Annotated in this window: 4 protein-coding genes (1 of these 4 running past the window's edge); all 4 read left to right on the top strand. The window is 49.8% G+C overall.

From position 1 onward, the window contains the following. Tightly spaced (each overlapping or abutting the next), the 4 genes in view from GRF59_RS18065 to GRF59_RS18050 form a layout consistent with a single transcriptional unit that may run on beyond the window. Window positions 1-2,719, top strand: partial view of an SDR family NAD(P)-dependent oxidoreductase gene (locus GRF59_RS18065; RefSeq protein WP_160499068.1) — the 3' end only. Its footprint begins 8,246 nt before the window's first position; the window shows 2,719 of its 10,965 coding nt (coding positions 8,247-10,965); its start codon lies off the left edge, out of view; the stop codon is at window positions 2,717-2,719. Then, window positions 2,712-10,805, top strand: a complete 8,094-nt coding sequence (locus GRF59_RS18060) for an SDR family NAD(P)-dependent oxidoreductase (protein WP_160499067.1) — start codon at window positions 2,712-2,714, stop codon at window positions 10,803-10,805. The genes GRF59_RS18065 and GRF59_RS18060 overlap by 8 nt, the downstream gene beginning before the upstream one ends. After that, entirely contained in the window at window positions 10,805-18,154 is a 7,350-nt protein-coding gene (locus GRF59_RS18055) for a non-ribosomal peptide synthetase (RefSeq protein WP_160499066.1), read from the top strand. Before GRF59_RS18060 ends, GRF59_RS18055 begins: the two co-directional genes overlap by 1 nt. Then, a complete protein-coding gene (locus tag GRF59_RS18050; protein WP_160499065.1) occupies window positions 18,141-21,980 on the top strand; it encodes a beta-ketoacyl synthase N-terminal-like domain-containing protein in 3,840 nt (1,279 codons plus the stop codon). The genes GRF59_RS18055 and GRF59_RS18050 overlap by 14 nt, the downstream gene beginning before the upstream one ends.

Below are 21,980 nucleotides of genomic sequence, written 5' to 3'. Positions count from 1 at the left end.
CGATACAGACAAGATCAGAGTGAAAATACGTATGGCCGAATCAGTCGACCATACGCGGCAGCCGAAGAAACAAGCGAAGGAAGTCAATTTCGACGAATTGAAAGAAAAGGTGATCGACAAACTGACGGTCCTATTCGGAGAAAGCATTAAACTACGCAGCGATCAGATTAACGCACAGGAGCCTTTCGAGACGTATGGCGTTGATTCGGTCAAATTGACGCTGCTGAATAGGAAGCTGGCCGATCATTTCAGCGATGTCTCCAATACGATCTTTTTTGAGTACCGGAACTTTGCCGCCTTGTCCGGGTATTTGGCTTCTGAATTCCCTTATGAATGCATGCAGTGGATCGGAGATGACATACCGGCAGAGAATGCTTCCCAGCCTGAACAGTTAATACCGGAAAATCCGGTTGCGAGAAGTGGTGATGTGTTTCAAGCGTTGACGCCGAAGCGGAACAAGCTTGGAGCAGTGAAGAGAATTGGGGAGAGCGCTGATACCGGCCGAAAGGATGATGAGCCGATAGCCGTCATTGGCGTAAGCGGACGTTTTCCGATGGCGAGAAATATTGACGAGTTCTGGGACAATTTGAAAGTCGGTAAAAATTGCATTACGGCGTTGTCTGAAGAACGCTGGCCGCTCGACGGCTTCTTTAATCCTAATCGTGAAGATGCGTTAGCCAAGCAGCAAAGCTTCAGCAAGTGGGGCGGATTCCTGGAAGGGTTCGCCGATTTCGATCCTTTATTTTTTAACATCTCCCCGGCAGAAGCGATGCGGATGGACCCTCAGGAACGCATTTTCCTGGAACAGTGCTGGAAGGCGGTTGAAGACGCGGGCTATGTGCCTTCGAGAATCGATGAAAGCCTCCGCAATCAGATCGGTGTATTCGGGGGTGTGACCAAAACAGGCTTCAATTTATGGAACGGGACTACCCATCAATTTTACAATACGTCTTTCGCGTCCATAGTCAACCGTTTGTCCTACGTTATGGACTTCCATGGTCCGAGCGTTCCGGTTGATACGATGTGCTCCTCCTCGCTTGCGGCGCTTCACCAGGCTTGCGAAGGCATCAGGCACGGGGAAATATCGATGGCTGTCGTGGGAGCGGTAAACTTATATGTCCATCCAAGCAACTATACAAGTCTCGCACAGGGAGGATTGCTCTCCGATCGTTCGAGCAGCACTGTATTCGGCAAGGGCGGCAACGGATTTATTCCGTCTGAAGGCGTGGGAGCGGTGGTCCTGAAACGATTGTCCGACGCGGAACGGGACAACGACCATATTTGGGCGGTCATCAAAGGCAGCGCTGTTTCCCATAGTGGAAGAACGAATGGCTATAATGTGCCCGATCCGGCGAAGCAAGCAGCCGTTATCCAAAAGGCTATGGACGCGGCCGGCATCGATCCGAGAACCATCCGGCATATCGAAGCTGCGGCAAGCGGTTCGGAGATGGTCGATGCAATCGAAATGTCCGCAATCACCAAAGTATTCGGAACATCCCGCGACCGCGAGAACGGGCTCTATACATTAGGTTCAATCAAAGCAGGCCTGGGACATGGGGAATCGGTATCGGGAATGGCGCAGTTTATTAAAGCTCTCTTGCAACTGAAACACAAGCAGATATGCCCGACTTCTTTGCCGGATCAGTTGAATCCGAGCATCAATTTTGACACCTTACCATTCACGGTTGAAACGAAATTGGCGAACTGGCCGGAGATGGAGCTTAGCGGGGAAAGAAGTCCAAGACGTATCGGAATTAACAGTTTTGGAGCCGGTGGCGTCTATGCGCATGTCATCGTGGAGGAATATGATCATTCGGCTGAAGAAGAGGACAGGAGTTATGCAGCCGCCGACGGAGCACCGAAGCTGTTCGTTTTCTCTGCAAAAACGAATCATGCGCTCCGAGATGTTGTGAATATTTGGAAGGCGTACCTGAAAGAACATCCCGGACTGGATTTGCGCCAACTCGCCTATGTACTGCAATTGAAACGTGAACCGATGAAACGACGCTTTGCCGCCATCGCTCACAATGCGGGAGAATTGATTGCCAGCATGGAGCAATTCCTGTTGGAGGAGCCTACCCAGCATGCCGGGTCCGCATTACTTGAGCCGAATCATGACGAGCGAATCAAGCGGCTGATAGCGGAGAAGGATTGGGCAGCTTTAGCACAATTTTGGCTGAATGGCGCCACCATTCCTTGGGAGGATCTTTATCTTGATTATGCGCCGAAGCATATTCCACAACTTCCTACGTACCCGTTCAGACCGAAGTCGTTCTGGCCTAACGAAATGGATCAGCAGTTTCCTAAGCAGACCGAAAACCATTCGTTTATTTCGGTAGACGATATCTTAGGCATTCATCCGGAGCATATGGCGACTTCTCTAGTCACTGAGCCTGAAACCGAGTCCGGATTTATACCTGTGGTAAGCGATGAGGATGACGAAGCGTTGTACGAAGCAGCGGATATCGAACGACGAATCAAGAGCATTTTGGTTGACCTTTTATACTTGGACGAATTCGATGAATTTGATGTGGATGGGAGTTTTATGGAGCTTGGGTTGGACTCGATTCTGGTCGGAAAATTTATCCATGCCTTGAATAGTGAAATGGATCTGTCTTTAAGCGATACGATCGTATTTGATTATTCGACGACTTCCCAGCTCGCTAAGTATATGGCTAAGCATTTGAATTCAAGGAGGTTGAATAAAAATTATGCTTAACATACATGCGAACGAAAAACTGCTGCATGCCTCCGTGCAGCAGTTTTTTCCCGATGTCAGCTTCGAGGGTCCGTTGAAAAGCGGAGAGCATCATAACGATTATTTTGTCAGACGCGATTATCTTGTCCGTTTAGCAACAGCAGGCGATATTGAATCATTAATGGAAATTGAAGGGGAATGTTGGGCGGTTCCTCTCCAAACTGACCGTGAGGAAATTAAGCAGCGATTGATCGATCCGGCTTGCTTCACCTTTGTATTGGAATACGAGGGAATCGTACGAGGTGTTATTTATACGCAGCGTATTCAAAAGGACAAGATCAAACAAATCAAATCGATGACGGTGCCAGCATTTCGGGATTTAAGCGGTTCGGCCATCCAGTTTCTAGCGCTCAATATGATGCCTGTCTATCAAGATCATGGATGGGGCAGCGAACTGATTGAATTTGTCCTCCAGTATTTTTCCTTGCATCCGGAAATCCATCATGTTTATGCCGTTACTCGCTGCCGCGATTTCATGAAATCCAATTGCGCTACCCTTCAGCAATATTTGGTCTACATTCATCGGGACGGCCTGTTCGACGATCCGATATTGAAATTTCATCAATTGCACGGAGCTACGATATTAGGTTTGTTGGAGAATTACAGACCGAAGGATGATGAGAATCAATGTTATGGCGTATTGATTGAATATGACGTCGATCACCGGCCATGGGGCGGGAAATTATTGGCTAGAGGCCCGGCGAAGAAACAACCAGGTGCCGAAAAACAATTATTGGAAATGCTCAACCGAAAATTAAATAGGGCGCATCTGGATGAACGGCAATGCTTGCAAACGCTTGGCCTCGATTCCCTCGATTTCGCTGAAGTGCTGAGCTTCATGCACGACAAACTAGGACTTGCGCTATCGATCCGCGATCTTAACGATCGGAGCCTGGGCGAGATTCTTCGGTTATGCGGTGAAGGGGATAACGCCTCAGCCTCAGCTTCGGCACCCGCCGCGCAACCGTTGAAAGAACGGCTTCGCCAGCTTATCCGGCAATATCCGGAAATCGTGCCTTTATCCGCAAATGGGGACGGACCGTGCACATTCTGGATTCATCCACTGTCTGGGGATGTCGGCATCTATAATCGGATTGCAAACCAAGCGGACGGCGCATTCCGCATCATTGCCATTAAAGCGCGCGGTTTCCTGTCCTATGAGCATCAACCCTTCACATCGCTTCACGACATGGCCCGATACTATTGCGAAATCATTACAGCCGTACAGCCGGAGGGGCCGTACCAATTGGCAGGGTTTTCGTTCGGGGGGACTGTAGCGTATGAAATGGCCCGTCAATTGCAAATGCTGGGTAAACGGGTTGAAACGCTCCTTCTGGTGGAATCGCCCTGTATTTTGGGAGACGAATCCGAATTTTTTCAAACAACGTTCAGAAACAACTTGTTGATGAATGCAAATTTCTTGCTGCTAACGCTCCTGAATCGGAATGAAGCTTTTCTGCAAAAGCGGCCTGACGGAGAGATCGATTGGAATTTCTATCAAATGACGGACGATGATATACGCGATGTTTCGGATTATGCGTTAGTCCCCCATATCGTCAAGCTCTGCAAACAAAAAGGATTGAATCAGTCCGAAGAAGAACTGGCATTCAAATTGAGCTCGATGTCGGAGGTACATCAGTCCAATCTAAACGCTATTCAGAATTATCGGGTACAGAAGCTCCCCCGTCCGAACGAGCTGACAGCCACGTTATTTCGAACCGAATCCGCTGACGCCGTATCGCGTTCTGTCTGGAACCCGGACTATTTGGAGCGCATCCAGCGCGAAATGGGATCATTTTTGCCGCTGCTTGAGGGATGGACATCCTTTTTGCCGAATCTGCAAACGATCATTCTAGAAGGCGACAACCATTTCGATATTTTGCACGCGGATCACAGCATTAAAATTTTCTATGATCATTGCAAAAGCATTTTTACGAATCGCATGCATACCTCCAGGCATGACGGACGATCCGCCGCCGGCAACGATAAGCCGCCTTCATGTCCAGCCATTGCGATTGTCGGGATGTCGGGAAGATTCCCGGATGCGGACAATGTGCAGCAATTTTGGGAAAACTTGAAAACCGGACTCGACAGCGTAAAGGAAACGCCTCGCGACCGGGGCTGGGATATAAACGATTATTACGATCCCAATCCGAAAACACCGGGAAAGACGTACTCGAAACGGGGAGGATTTCTAACGGATATCGATAAATTCGATCCGTTATTCTTCAAAGTTTCGCCGCGGGATGCGGAACTGATGGACCCTAGCGAGCGGCTGTTCATCCAGGAAGCATGGAAAGCGATAGAAGATGCAGGCTATGACCCGGGGGGTCTGAGCGGCAAGTCTTGGGGCGTATTTGCCTGCGCCAAAGGAGATTATTCCATCACCATACAGCAAGAGATCGAGACCTATTACCTTCCGACCGATTCATATTCCGCATGCAGGCTTTCCTATTTGCTAGATTTAGTCGGGCCGGCGATGAGTATCGACACGTCTTGCTCTTCGACCTTAGCGGTTCTGGCGGAAGCCTGCGACAGTCTTGTATTGGGCAACTGTGAAGCCGCGATTGCAGGTGGCGGAGCGGTATATACGACGCCCAATGTTTTAATAGGCTCAAGTCAATCACTTCTCTTGTCGCCCGACGGCCTCTGTTATACCTTCGACGAGCGGGCGAACGGAACCGTAGTGGCTGAAGCGATAGGTGTTGTCGTCCTCAAACTTTTGGATAAGGCGATTGAAGACAACGACCATATCTACGGGGTTATCCGGGGCTGGGGAATGAACCAGGATGGCAGAACGAATGGAATGACCGCTCCCAGCGGATTGGCGCAAAGCCGGCTGCAAACCGGTATTTACGAGAAGTTCGACATCGATCCGGCAAACATCACGATGTTTGAAGCGCACGGGACAGGCACGAAACTAGGCGACGCCATTGAATATGAAGCACTGACGGAATCCTTCCGGAAATTTACGGCAAAGACTGGCTATTGCGCGCTGGGAGCTTTAAAAAGCAATATCGGTCACGCTTTCTTCGGCTCCGGGATCGCGGGTCTAATTAAAGTGCTGCTATCAATCAAGCATGGACACATCCCCCCAACCTTAAATTACGAAAATGGAAGTTCCAACATGTCTGTTGCGAACAGCCCTTTTTATGTAAATACGACGTTGAAACCATGGGAGACGGCTTCGAATCAGCCGCGCTGCGCGGCGATCAATTCGTTCGGGGCAACAGGAACGAACGTGCATCTGGTCGTCGAGGAATTTGCCCATTCGGACAATCAGGATTCTCAAACATGTCAAGCAAGCAGCAGGGTTCAAAATCCCGCCTTGTTCGTCCTGTCGGCGAAGGACGACAGCAGGCTGGACGAGTATGTCCAACAGTATGTCCGAACGTTGGAGAAGGGAGAGTATACGGATCGAGACTTGACGGATATCGCGTATACGATGCAGGTTGGGCGCGGAAGCATGAATGCCCGTTTGGCCATGACGGCAACCTCGATCCAAGAACTGAGGATAAAGATGCACCGTTATTTGGAAATGGGTGCAAGCGGGGAGGGCGTCTATCGCAGTCCGGCCAAACCCAAGAAAGGCGAATCGGCGCGGTCGACGGCAAGTACGGACATTCGGGAAGCGGAGGAGCGATGGCTGGAGCTCGGCGATGCGAGTCAGCTGTTGGATCTATGGGTGAATGGCGCCGTGATCGATTGGGAACGGCTCAACCTTAATGGCAAGTCGAAGCGAATCTCTTTGCCCACGTATCCGTTTGCCAAAGAACGATGCTGGATTCAAGCGAACGCAGCGGAAGGTAAGCATGATACGTGGAAAACGATTGCCAGGTATCGCCCAGATTCCGATACAGAACCGCCGGGTATGAATGATGGAAAGCCGGAAGAATCTCATGAAACGATGATGTTTACAGAGGATTGGGAAGAAACGCCTTTGTCAGATTATCGGGCGATCGAGCTGAACACCATCGTATGCTTTCTCTCTGATCCGACCAATCAGAACAGGGTCAAGAAATACATTCAAACCCGGAATCCGGGATGCAATATTGTGTTCCTATCCCAAAATAATGATTTTCGGAACAATTACGAGCAGACATACTACATGGACAGGCATGCAAAGCGGGCGTATGAAGAGGCATTTCGCAGCATACGGGCCGCACATAACGAAATTTCTGCGGTCCTCTACCTATGGCCGTACGAAGATCGTGCGCTTACCGAAGATTACAGCAGCATCGTCTATATTTTACAAGCGATCGCATCTGCCAAATTGGAACCGGAGAGGCTTCTGTTGGGCGCATCGTATACGAATGAACGTGAACGCTGCTATCTGGAGTCGTGGATTGGCTTCGAACGCTCCATCGGATCAATGGTGTCGAAGACGCGCGTAAAGGCAGTCATCCAGCAGGAAGATGGCGCGAATCCCCAAGGGCTGACGGAAGAAATAACAGCGCGGCTATACAAGGAGCTGGAGGCTGCTGGCAAGATCCAGAGCGTGCTGTACGAAGAAGGACAACGATACGAATGCAACATGAAAGAGACGGGCGCAATTCCGGGGGCAGCTCCGTTGAAAGCGGGAGGCACCTATTTTATAACTGGTGGACTCGGCAAGCTAGGGCTTGTTTTCGCAAGACATCTCGCGCAAAAATACGGTGCCAATCTGATCTTAAGCGGTAGATCGAAGCTGGATGCCAAGAAGCAGGAGACCGTCCGACAAATCGAGCACCTGGGTGGCCGTGTCAGATATATCCAGGCGGATACCTGCGACAGGGAACGGATGAGAGAAGGCCTGGAGTCTGCGAGACGGCAATTCGGGGAGATTGACGGCGTCATCCACGCCGCAGGTCTCGTCGATCCGCAAAGTATTTTCAAGAAAGAGCTCACAAGCTTCGAGCAGGTCATCGCCCCCAAAATTAATGGAACGCTCGTGCTGGACGAGTTGCTGCAGGGAAGAGCTCTTGATTTCGTTTGTTACTTTTCATCGTCTGCCGCTATATTGGGAGATTTCGGCACTTGCGACTATGCTGTGGGGAATCGCTTCCTTATGGCCTATACCCGATATAAAAACAAGCTGGAGGCGAAGCGGGAAACGTTGGGCAAGACGGTTGTCGTCAATTGGCCATTATGGCGGGACGGCGGTATGGGGTTGGATCAGGACAATAACGAGAAATATCTGAAATCCAGCGGCCAGCGTTATTTGGAAACCGAAGAGGGATTATCCATCTTTGAGCGTATCTTGACGCAGCCTCATTCCCAGTACCTGATTATGGCAGGCCAAAGAAGTATGGTGTATCGCTTCTTAAAACTGCAGCAGGAACATGAGCCGGGAATCGTTCCCGCCAAACTTCCAGTCGTTTCAAGCGGCATGGCCGAAGAAGAAGGACCTTTCGATGTGAAGCGATTCGTAGAACGGGATTTGAAGGAGGCAATAAGCCAGCTGCATCATGTGCCTGTCGAGAAGCTGGACGTTGACGAGCATTTGTTGGAGTACGGCTTTGACTCGATCAATTTATTTGAATTTGCCGATAGAATCACGAGCCTATACGGCGTTAATATTACGCCATCCTCACTGCTAGGTTATTCCACAATCGGCAAAATCATTGAATATTTGGTGCAGGATCATGAAGCGACGGTCAAATGGTATTATCGGGGGGAAATGGAGCAGAAGCTTGTAAGTAACGCTGCGACTAACCCAGAGATCGGGCAGGAGAATACTCCGCAAGATCGGGGGAATAAGGGAACGGATATCGACCCCATTCGCACTGAGAAAATAATCGAGCCAATCGCCATCATCGGGATGAGCGGACGATTTCCCCAGGCAGATTCGGTGGAAATGCTTTGGCACAATCTGAAACATCGTAAAGAAAGCATTACCGAGGTACCGCGGGATCGTTGGGATTGGCGGGATTATGATGGAGAAGCACCGGGTGCCGTTGGAACGAGCCATGCGAAATGGGGAGGATTCCTTACTGACATTGATCGCTTCGATCCGTTGTTTTTCAAAATTTCCCCGAAGGAAGCCCGTATTATGGACCCTTGCCAGCGCTTGTTTCTGGAGGAGTCCTGGCATGCTCTGGAAGATGCAGGGTACATGGGCGAGCGGATTAAAGGGAAATCGTGCGGCGTGTATGTCGGGATCGAAGAAGGCGATTATGGATTCATGGTGAAGCAGCAGGGACTTTTTTACAGCAATCAGAATGCTGTCCTATCCGCTCGCATTGCTTATCTGCTGGACTTGAAAGGGCCGAATTTATCGGTTACAGCGTCTTGCTCCTCCGGTCTGGTTGCCCTGCATCAAGCGTGCCAAGCTTTACGACAGGATGATTGCGAAATGGCTTTGGCCGGCGGCATCAACCTGTTTGTCTCGCCATCGGCGCATATCGGGATGAGTATGCTGGATTTGGTCTCTCCTACCGGGAAGTCTTATGTATTTGATGAGCGAGCCGACGGGATGGTGCCAAGCGAAGCCGTTGCCGTCGTGGTGCTCAAGCCTTTATCGAAGGCCATTCGCGATAAGGATCATATCTATGGCTGCATTAAGGGCAGCGGCGTTAACCATAACGGGAAAGGTCATGGCATGATGGCGCCGAATCCGGTCAGGCAGGCGGAGTTGATGCGCGACACGCTCGATAAATACCGAATCGATCCGTCAGGTATCCAATATATGATTTCGCATAGCGTAGGGACGAAACTGGGAGATGCTGCGGAAATGGACGGTTTGCGTAAAGTATTCGGCAGCTCCGCATCCGATAAACCTAGAGGTTATATTGGTTCGATCAAACCGTTAATCGGACATACCTTCGCTGCTTCGGGAATCGTCAGTTTGATGACGATGCTGATGGCGATGAGAGAGCAGACGATGCTGGGCTTGCATAATTTTGAAACGGGTAATGCTGATATCGATTTCTCGAAAGCGCCATTTCAGGCGAGTGAAAGCGACCGGCCATGGATAAGGCAGGATCATCGACCGCGGCTGGGGGCGATCAGCACATCGGCGAATAGCGGAACGAACGCATTCACCGTGATTGAAGAATATGTCGATCCTTCGGCAGAACAGAATCTGCCTGATGTTTCCGATCCAAGCCGGATTTTTGTCTTTTCGGCTACTGACGTCGAAAGGCTGCATGCCGTTGCGAAGGGGATGCGCGATTATATCGCCTCGAACGGTAAGATCTCATTGATCGATCTTGCCTATACGCTTCAAGTCGGAAGGGAAGCGTTGGCGAGCCGGTTAGCCATTGTGGCGAAGCGCAAAGCAGAGCTTATTCAGGGGCTGGACGACTTTTTGCAATCCAAGCCGGACGTTCAACCGGTCGATAGCGCAGTTCCGATGTTTATCGGGAACGCAGAGGGCGGATTGCACGGGAACGCGCTGTCCTTGATGAACGATGAAGAATCGATGGCACAACAGTTTAGGAACAGCCGTGATCTCGACATCATCGCCATGTACTGGGCGAAGGGTGGAAAAGTAGCTTGGAGCCTCTTATTTCAGGAGGCAAAAGGCCGCGTGATCTCATTGCCAAACTATCCATTCAAAAGGGAACGTTACTGGATTCCGGCGGAAACGGATAAAAGCTTAAACGAGATCGTTAAGCAGTATGAGGGAAGAGATTCAGTAAATGAAAAGGCTCCGATAATAATGGGCGCTAAGGAGAATGAAGCGGATTTTGAGAATGGGAATGATCGCGGCGGATCGTTAGTTCAGGAAGAGGTCGAACGATATCTTGTCGGCTTCTTCTCGGAAAAGCTCGAAATGGCTGAACAAGACATCAATGTGTGCCGTGATCTGCAAGACTATGGCGCGGATTCGATCCTGATGATGAAATTGATTCGAGAGGTCGAGCAACGTTACGATCTCAGTATTTCAGGCCGGGAACTTCTCAATTACCCGACGATTCGTTCCATTTCGGCCTTATTGGCCCCGAAGCTGGAAACAGGTCAGTCTGAATACCAAGATCTAAAAGTCATCGAAGCGATGGAGAAGTTTGTCCAAGGCGTTATCAGGCTTGACGACCTAGAAAAAAGGATAGGAGTAGATGGATAATGATAGCGAAAGAGCTGTTGGACAAATATAAGGAAGGCGAATTATCAACATCCGAACTGCGCCAAAAGCTTCAGGAGCTTACCCGTCAATCGTTGGCCAAGAAACCGCTATCCGAAGGGCAGAAAGGCTTATGGATGCTGGAAAAAGTAACGCCCGGCATGAGCGCTTACAATCTGCCGATCTGTTTCCGTATTCGAAAGCACTTGGATGCCGATCTGTTTCAGCAAGCGCTGCAATATATGTTTGAGCAGCATCCGATTTTAAATACCATCATCGAAGAGGAGAACGGCATTCCCTTCCAAATCATTCAACAATCGCAGACGCAAGTATTCACGAGCGAAACTATTTCCCATATGGACCAGGAAGACATTCTTCCATTCATTCAATCCAAGGCCAGCGAGCCTTTCTCGCTTAATGAAGGGCCATTAATACGCGTCCATTTGTTCAAACGATCCGAGACCGAGCACTGGGTGTTAATCAATGTCCACCATATTATTTTTGACGGTAGTTCGATTGCTATTTTCGTAAAGTCCCTATTGGATGCTTATCTTGATCTTGCGAAGGGAAAACCGCTAACAAGCGGTTCTTCCCCTGCAAGCTATCATGATTTTATCGATTGGGAACAAGAAATGCTGGTAGGACGAAGGGGGGAGGCGCATCGTGCTTATTGGAAGCAACAGTTGTCGGGAACGCTGCCGATTCTAGAGCTCCCAACCGATCTGCCGCGTCATTCGGCAACCGCATATAAAGGGAAAACGCATCGTGTATCCATCTCATCCGAGGTTAAGGATACCATCAAATCGTTCTCCAGGCGGCAGCGCATCAGCCTGCCGGCTTTCTTCCTGGCGGTATGGAATGTGCTCCTGCATCAATATTCGAATCAGCGGGAGCTGATCGTAGGGATGGTAAGCCTCGGAAGACCAGCCGATCGGTTCGAGTCATTGATCGGGTATTTCATCAACATGATTCCAATCCGCAGCCGAATCGACGACGAGGAGAGTTTTGCGAAGTTTGTGGAACAATTACAGTTGACGATGCTGGACGGAATGGATCACGCGGACTACCCATTCCCTGCCATGGTAAGAGAATTGAATCTGGCACGCTCATTATCGAACGCACCGGTATTCCAGGTCGGTTATTTCTATCAAAATTTCATATCGTCCAGCCAGATGCAGCAGTTTGCGGAATATCATCACGCCCTTGATTTTGAGCTCGTGGAGGAGGTTCATCAAGAAGGAGAATATGAACTTGCATTAGAAGTCTTTGAGCACGACGATCGGTTCCAAATTAATATGAAATACAATCCTGAACTTTATCACGCTTCCACCATCGAGCGGATGACTGATCATTTTGTTCGGCTAACGGAAGAAGCGATCCGTAATGCGGAGCTCGCGGTGGGCCGTTATCCGCTGCTCTCGGCCGAAGAAGAACGAACGATCCTCGTGGATTGGAATGCAACGGAGGTCGCGTATTCCAAGGGCAAATGTATGCATGAATTATTCGAAGAACAGGTTAAGAAGACGCCTGAGGCGACCGCTGTTATCTATGAGAACGAGTCGCTGACTTACCGGGAACTGAACGAGAGAAGCACAACGCTTGCGGTCTATCTACAGCAGCAAGGCGTGAAGCCGGGCACCCTGGTAGGAATCAGCTTCGAACGGTCGTTACACATGATCGTTGGTTTGCTCGGGATACTGAAATCCGGCGGTGCATACGTTCCTTTAGATCCGGAATATCCCGCCGAACGCTTAAGCTATATGGTCAAAGATAGCAAGATCTCGATTGTCATCAGCCAGTCGGCGTTAATGGAGAAGATGAATGAACTACTAGGCGATGACGTTACAGCCGTTCCTTTGGATACGGATTGGGAGACGATCGAGCAAATGGCGAGCGGGCAGGAGGGACTCCAGAGACAAACAGGAGCGGATCATTTAGCATACGTGATGTATACATCCGGAAGCACAGGGAACCCGAAAGGCGTTATGATTCCGCATGCCGCTCTGACTAATTTCCTGCAATCGATGGGACGCAAGCCGGGCATTACTTCCGAAGATAAATTGCTCGCTGTAACGACGTATTGTTTCGATATTGCCGGTTTGGAGTTGTATTTGCCCCTGATTCACGGAGCCGTCTGTTATATTTGCAGCACAGCGAAGCAGAAGAACATCGAGCTGCTTTGGCGCGAAATCCAAACGATTAACCCGACGATCATGCAAGCGACGCCCGCGACGTGGACGGCGCTTTTTCTTTATGGCTGGCGGAACGAAGAACGAATTAAAATTCTTTGCGGAGGAGAAGCCCTTCCGGAACGGTTAAAGCAGTTCTTTATTGAAACGAATAGCGAAACGTGGAATATGTTCGGCCCGACGGAAACGACGATATGGTCTACGCTCAAGGAAATTAAGCGTCATGAACCTGTCTCAATCGGCAAGCCGATCGCCAATACGCAAATTTATATTCTGAACGACCGGAGGAAGCCGGTTCCGGTTTGCGTCCCCGGTGAGCTCTATATCGGCGGGGACGGATTAGCCAGCGGGTATTTAAATTTGCCCAAATTGACGGCGGAGCGGTTTATCGATAATCCGTTCCAGCCCGGAACCAAGCTATATCGGACAGGAGATTCGGCAAGATGGCTTGCGGACGGCGAAATCGAATATTTGGGACGGATCGACAACCAGGCGAAACTGCATGGATTCCGTATCGAACTGGACGAGATTGAAACGAGACTCAACCTGTATCCAGGGATTCGGGAAAGCGCCGTCGTTATCTACAACCATCAAGAACATGTGCAGTTAAGAGCTTATTATGTGCGCAGCGTTCAGGACCCTCATCGCGCGCTTGGTTCGAAAGAACTGCGCAGCTATATGAAAAAATGGCTTCCTGCCCATATGATTCCGAGCGTATTTACTGAGCTTGATTCGATTCCGCTGACGCCAAACGGCAAAGTTAACCGATTGGAGCTATCCAAACGAAAGGAAGCACAACCTGTGGACCGTGAAGCAAGGAAGGCGATATCGGAGCCTGAAACCGAACAAATCATTATGGGGATTTGGAAAGAAGTCATCGGCGTTGACGAAATTGCCATGGAGGACGGTTTCTTTGATGCAGGCGGAGACTCCTTCACTGCGGTAACGGTAGCGGACCGGATTAGCAGGAAGCTTCACTGCGATGTCAAGGTAACGAACCTTTTCGAGCATGCCAATGTCAGAGAGTTAAGTCGATTTATTCTTGAATTAAAGAGTGAGCGATCGCTTCATGTTAAAGCGAATAGCCTTTCTGATACCATACCCGCTCCTTCGTACCGGACGGACAATAGCCATGAGGACGGGAATCGGCAAATCGACCATCCGGCATACGTACAAGATAGCGTTGCCATCATTGGCATCTCGTGTCAATTCCCCGATGCGAACAACTACCGTCAATTTTGGGAGAACTTGCGGGAAGGCAAAGAAAGCGTCCGGCTTCTATCCGGTGAAGAGCTAAACGAGCTCAACATCGGCAAGCAGCTGATTGATAATCCGGCTTATGTCCCGATCCAATTAACTATAGAAGGTAAAGAATTGTTCGATCCCGAGTTTTTCAAAATCTCGCCGAAGGATGCCGAAATGATGGATCCGCAGATGAGGCTCTTATTGCTTCATTCGTGGAAAGCGGTAGAGGATGCCGGTTATCGTGCCAAGGATATCCCGAACACCGCCGTATACATGTCCTCAAGCAATAACTTCTATCAGGCGCCGGACGATCAGGATCAGGTTCATGTCGTTGATGACGCCGACACGTATGTATCTTGGATATTAGGCCAAGCCGGGACGATTCCGACGATGATTTCCTATCAATTGGGACTCAAAGGCCCGAGCTTTTCTGTCCATTCCAACTGCTCCTCTTCCTTAGCAGGGTTGTATTCGGCGTTTCAAAGCCTGCACTCGGGGGAGAGCGATTACGCATTGGTCGGAGCGTCGACGATTCATGCTTCAACCAGTGCCGGCTATGTCCATATGCCGGGCTTGAATTTCTCGGGCGACGGACATTTGAAAGCATTCGACGCTTCGGCTGACGGGATGATCGGAGGAGAAGGCGCTGCGGTTATCGTGCTGAAGCGTGCGAAACAGGCTATCGAAGAGGGGGATAACATCTACGCGCTGTTAAGAGGCATAAACCTGAATAACGATGGGGCGGACAAGGTCGGATTTTACGCACCGAGCATCAAAGGGCAATCCGATGTCATCCGAAACGTACTGGAATCGACGAAGGTCGATCCGGAAACGATCGGTTACGTCGAAGCGCATGGAACGGGCACGAAGCTGGGTGATCCGATCGAAATTGCCGCACTTAGCCAAATCTATAATCAATACACGTCTAAGAGGCAATTTTGCGGAATCGGGTCGGTTAAGACGAATATCGGACATTTGGATAGCGCGGCAGGCTTGGCGGGTTGCATTAAGGTCGCTTTAAGCTTATATCACAACCAGATTCCGGCCTCACTGAACTTTAAAGAAGCAAATAAGGAGATCGATTTACGTCACTCACCTTTTTATGTGGTAGATCAGCTGCAAAGCTTGGAAGAGCGTCCTCACCCGTACCGGGCGGCGCTTAGTTCATTTGGGATCGGCGGGACGAACGCGCATGCCATTTTCGAGAAATATACGGAGGTGAGCCGACTCGAAAGTTATGCAGAATCCGATAATGGTCGTTCATATTTGATTCCGCTATCGGCCAGAAACGATGATCGCCTCAAAGCGTATGCGCATGAACTCCTTCTCTACTTGAGAAGTGACCATCGCCATCCGAATCTGTCGAACATCGCGTATACGCTTCAGATCGGCCGCGAAAAGATGAACAGCCGCGTCATTTTTCTGGTCCAAAATGCCGACGATTTAATTGGTAAACTGGAGGCTTATGTAGACGGCAAGAAGAACATTGACAATTGTTTTGAGAAGAAGGGCAAGCAGTCCGAAGCATCTGTTCAATGGTTGGATTGGGATGAGGATTCAAGCGAGTTGATCGACAAATGGATCATGAAGGATAAGAAGGATAAGCTGGCTATGTCGTGGGTGAACGGGCTGGAGCTGGACTGGACCTTGCTCTATCCGGAATCGTCTCTCCCACGCCGCGTCAGTCTGCCGACGTATCCGTTTGCGCAAGAGAGATATTGGAAAGCCGAACATACTCGGAAGTCTGCGGTAGTGGCAGAAGCGCAAGATACAGCCGGGAAACTTCACCCGTTCATCGACCGAAACACATCCGATTTCATGGCGCAGAAATATACGACGACACTGACCGGCAACGAATTTTTCCTCCGGGATCATGTCATTCATGATCAGAAGGTCTTGCCGGGCGTAGCTTACATCGAGATGGGCAGAGCGGCCGGCGAGATGGCTGCGAAGCAGAAGATCCATAAGATTAAACATATCGTTTGGTCACGTCCGATCATTGTAGAGACGCCTCGTGATGTGGATATCATGCTTACTCCCCATGAGCATGAGCGGGAGATTGAATTTATAGTATGCTCGTACGACCAGGGCCAGCAAGTCATTCACGCACAAGGAAAACTTGAAGTTCGAGCGGATGCAGCAACGGATATGAATGCCGCGGAATCCCACGAAACCTTTGATATTGAAGACTGTCTTGCAAGATGCGCAGGCCGCATCGAGCATACGGATTTCTATGAATCCGACAGGGCTGCGAATGCCTACCAATACGGGACGACGTTCCGGCCGATCAAGGCGCTTTATTATAACGGTTCGGAAGCGATATCGCGAATCGAATTGCCGGTTGAGAGAGAACGGGATTTTGACGCGTTTACGCTTCATCCGTCCTTGCTGGAAGGTTGCCTGCAAACGATCGTCGGATTGCTTCAAGGAAGAGATACCTCGCCCTTCATGCCGTTCTCGATTGATGAGGTCGAAATGATACGTCCGTTCCCGAAGCAATGCTACGTCTATGCGACACGGGCGGATCAAGCTTCCGACAAGCCGGGCGCTTCGAAGTTCAATTTGAACTTGTACGATCCGCAAGGCCGAACGGTGGTCATCATTCGTAACTATACGATTCGAACCATTCCGGCTGCTACGGATACAGCTTCTTCGGCATCGGAAAAGCTGGAGACCTTGTACTATCACAGCTCATGGGAGAAGGCTAACTTTATGGAGAGCCACGGTGAATTCACGGAACCTCTGCTTCTTTTTACCAACAGCGAACAGACGCGGGATGCCTTCAAATCGGATCGGCCTATCATTCTCGTGACGCCCGGTGAAGAGTTTAAAGATTGTCGCAACGATAACTATGTGATTCATCCGGGGCGGGAGGACGATTATCGTAAACTGCTCGCGGATCTGAAGCAGAAAGATCGACTGCCGAATCAGGTTATCCACATGTGGTCGCACAATTCGTCGTCTTATGAGCTGGATGCGGTAATGGATAAGGGGATATATTCACTGTTTTATTTGACTAAATCTCTCGCGGAAGAGGCTCCGAACGAAAAAGTGAAGCTGCTGCTCATCTACAACGAGGAGGATAACATTGCTTCGGCGCTCAGTGAGGCGATCAGCGGTTTTGCCAAAACCGTCCGGCTGGAGAATCCGAAGTTGGTCTACAAAGTCATCCGGCTTCAATCGGATGCAATTCGTCCTGAGCTTATCGCAGCCGCTGAATTTGAAACAGAGGACGGCGATGAAATTCGTTACACGGAGGAAGGGCGATTCGTGAAACGATTAAAGGAGGGAACCCCAGAACAAGAGACGGCCGATAAGCCGATGCCTTTCCGAAACAACGGCGTTTATATCATTACCGGAGGCATGGGCGGGATCGGGCTTGTCTTGGCGAAGCATCTTGCCAGTACGTTACAAGCAAAATTGGTACTGATCGGCCGCTCGAATCTGAACGACGACAGACAGGCGGTTCTTGCGGAGCTGGAGTCTTTGGGCTCGGAAGTTCTCTATATTCAGGCGGATATGTCTGTGCGCGAAGAAGTCGAAAATGCGCTAGACCAAGTACGAAGCCGATTCCGGACGCTGCACGGTATCATTCATTGCGCGGGAATCCTTGATGACAAGTTGATTGCCAATAAAACTTACGATGAAATGAAGGCTGTCATTGCACCGAAAGTGAACGGCACCATTTGGCTGGATGAAGCTTCTAAGGAGGAAGCGCTGGATTTCTTTATTTTATTCTCGTCCCTGTCGCACTTAGGTAATGCAGGACAGTCAGATTATGCCTATGCCAACAGCTTTCTCAATTCTTTTGCGGAATATCGCGAGAATCTTCAAATCCGTAACAAACGTTCGGGCAAGACAATCAGTATAAACTGGCCCTACTGGGAAGAAGGTGGTGCGCGGAATGCGGTTAAGTGAAGAAACGATCAAGCTGCTCAAAACGACTAAAGGCATTCATCCGATTACGGGCGAAGTGGGGTTGCATGCACTGGAGCAAGCGATGCTGCAAAACAAAAATCAAATTATGGTGTACCATGGCGACCCGGCCAAAATTAGACGCAGTACGGGGTTTCAACCGTCTGAAGCCCAGCCGAAGCAAGCGGAAGCCCGTCCTCCTGTAGTACGAACGGATCATAAAGCATTGTTCGAAAAGGTCAGCCAGGATTTGCTGGAGACGGCTTGCAGATTACTGAAGATTCAGAATATGGATATCGATCATGACATGATGCAGTATGGTTTCGATTCCATCAACATTACCGTATTCACGAATAAAATCAACGATTTGTACGAGCTGGACGTGATGCCGACGATTATCTTTGAACTGGAGCAACCGACGATCCGGTCGTTGACGCTACATTTATGCGAGAAGCATGTCGATCGTCTTCGATACTATTATCGGCATGACCTCATGGACAGGGCGGATACGGCAAGAGCCGATCAAGTTGCGGACGTTGTGCCGAATCCGGTTCTGAAGCCCTCTTATATCGAGGAAGATGACCCGTTCAAAGCAGCCGACTCCAAAGGCCCGATGCGTTTTATTTATTCCGAGCGAAAGGACGACATTCATCGAGACAGCAGGGACGAGGAAGAGCCAATCGCGATTATCGGCATGGACGGAATTTTTCCGCAGTCCGATGATCTCGATGAATTCTGGGAACATCTTCTGCAGGAGAAGCGGCTAATCACCGAAATTCCTGAAGAACGGTTCGATTGGCGAGCATTCGATGACCCGAGAGTAAAATGGGGCGGGTTTATGAAGGAGGTTGATAAGTTCGATGCAGCCTTCTTCGGCATATCCGATCGCGAGGCGGAAGTCATGGATCCGCAGCATAGACTATTCCTTCAAGTAGCTTGGAGCGCGATTGAAGACGCCGGATATAAGGCTTCCGATTTATCGGGATCGGATACCGGAATTTTTGTCGGCATCGGCACCCAGGATTATGCGCAGCTTATCGATCAGCATTTGACCGAACATAACCCGTATGTGCTTACGGGAAGAACGCCTTTCATGCTTGTCAATCGAATCTCCTCCTTGTTGAATTTGCATGGCCCTAGCGAGCCTGTCGATACGGCATGCTCCAGTTCGCTGATAGCGGTTCATAAAGCGGCAGAAGCGATACGCAAAGGCACGTGCAAAATGGCGATCGCAGGTGGCGTTAACGTGATCCTTACGCCTTCGGTTCATCTATACTTCAGCGAGGCGGGGATGCTCAGCGATGACGGTCGGTGCAATGTTTTTGACAAAGATGCAGGCGGGACGGTTCGGAGTGAAGGCGTAGGCGCGATATTGCTGAAAAGAATGAGCGATGCCGTTGCCGACGGGGATCATATCCATGCACTCATTCGGTACTCGGCGCAGAACCATAAAGGCAAAAGCGCCTCCTTGACCGCTCCGAATGCGAACGCGCAGGCGGATCTATTGATTGAGGTATACGACAAGGCGAAAATAGACCCGACAACGATCGGCTACATCGAAACCCATAGTACAGGGACAAGGCTAGGGGACCCGATTGAAATTGCCGGTCTCAAGAACGCCTTCAGCGAACTGTACCGCAGAAATGGTGTTTCATCAGTCCAATCTCATTGTGCTTTAGGCTCGCTGAAAACCAATATCGGACATCTCGAAACAGCCGCCGGGATCGGCGCGGTCATCAAGGTGCTTCTTTCTTTGAAAAACGAAATGATTCCGGGTACGCCCGGATTTAACGAACTGAATCCATATATTAACTTTTCCCAAAGTCCTTTCTACATCAACGAGAAGAGTACGCCATGGAATCGAATTCAGCCGGATATTCCGCGTAGGGCGGGGGTCAGCGCATTCGGTTTTGGCGGCGTAAATGCCCATGTCATGATCGAGGAATATATGGCTCAGCGTTCCGAACGTCCCCAGGAGAAGATCACGCAACAAAATCCCGCTATCATCATGCTGTCTGCAGCCAATATAGGACGTCTAACCGAACTGGCCAAGCAATTGCTGGACGCGACGGAGAAAAGGCAGTTCCAAGATGAGGACTTGCCGAACATTGCCTACACGCTGCAGGTCGGGCGCGAGGCTCACGGAGAACGATTGGCACTAACCGCCGCTTCCATCGATGAGCTTCGGAAGAAGCTTTCGGCATGGCTTCATGGTGATCACACGGTGGGCAAAGCGGTTCACCGGGGGACAGTTAACAAACGCGACGATGTCGTCGCCTTGCTGGCGCAAGATGAAGGCATGGAGGATATTATTGAAGCATGGATCAAGAAGGGCGAGTACAACAAATTATTAAGCTTATGGGTGCGAGGTCTGGCATTGGACTGGAACAGGCTCTATCCAAACGCCAAGCCATGCCGTATATCGCTTCCGACCTATCCGTTTGAACGACAGCGTCATTGGATAAAGATTTCTAATCCAGAGATGCGCCATGCGGAGAAGGAACCCAGCCGCCAGACTGCAAAAATCGCCACAGTGAACGCGAGCGTAAACGGCATTCCAACCGAGGCCTCCATCAGTGACAGAATCGTCAACCTGTTTGCCTCGCTATTAGGCGTCAATGCTTCCGAAATCGATAGAGATCAATCCGTCGTGGAACTGGGAGCAGATTCCATCATCCTGACCCAAGTACTGCAGCAGTTGCAATCCATCGATCCGTCTATTGATTTTGAAACCTTATATCATTGTACGTCGATAAGCGAAATTATCGGCGTTATTCGCATACCGGAAGAATCGAGTACAGAGAAAAGAATTAGGATCGAACAGGAAGCATTAGAAGTCGCCGTTACTCGACCGTCCGTGACTACCGAATTCGACCAGCGGTCCGAATATCCGGAGCTTATCAGATTGAACAAAGCGAATCAGAAAAGACCGGTATTTTGGTTCCACGGCGGTTTTGGCGGCGTTGAAATTTACCGCTTGATCGCGAATAAAATAGTGCGGCCTTTCTACGGCATTCAAGCAAAAGGATATATGACCGAAGATGAGCCGATCGAGGGAATAGAAGCGATGGCCGCCTATTATGTCGAGATGATTCGATCTGTTCAGCCGGAAGGACCGTATGATTTCGGCGGGTTGTCGTTGGGCGGCATGATTGCCTATGAAGTCGCGCGTCAGATGCAAGAGCAGGGTCAGACGGTGAATTCCATCATTATGCTGGAATCGATATATGTAGACGAAATGATGAAAGATTATTGGCTGACAATACCGCAGGCTAACTTAAAGAAAGACCGGATGTTAAGAGCGATTAACCTTCTGCTAGCTTTCTCGTCAGCTGAACAATTGGTGCTTATTGCTGACCATGAAGTCCAAATCGATGTTTCTGACAATGCGTTTCTCGATCAGCTCGTCCTGCTGGCCAAGCAGAAAGGCATCACGAAACCCCCTCATCAATTGCGCAAGTCCGTGATTCAATATGAGAGAATTTTAGATACGCTTGATATGAGTACGACGATTTATGACGGGTTGCCTTTGCTTGATCCGAATAACGTGCCGTGTTATTACTTCTGCAACCCGGAAGGCACATTATTTGGAGAAGACGAATCTTATTTCCGGCTCGTTGATAAAGGTCGCGTCTATGATTACGTAAGTTTTGCTGCGAAGTGGAAGGAAAAGATGCCTGCATTGACAGCCTTAAGGGTAGATGCATCGAATCATTTGACGTTATTGACGGAGCCTGAGTCTCAAGAACGAATAGTTACATTTTGCGAAAAATTATATTCCGATGAACCTTTATCAACCGCCTATTTAAAATCATTGTCGATCGAATAG

The sequence above is a fragment of the Paenibacillus dendrobii genome, from assembly GCF_009807035.1.
Taxonomy (GTDB): domain Bacteria; phylum Bacillota; class Bacilli; order Paenibacillales; family Paenibacillaceae; genus Paenibacillus_AQ; species Paenibacillus_AQ dendrobii.
This window is presented reverse-complemented; position numbering and strand designations above follow the sequence as displayed.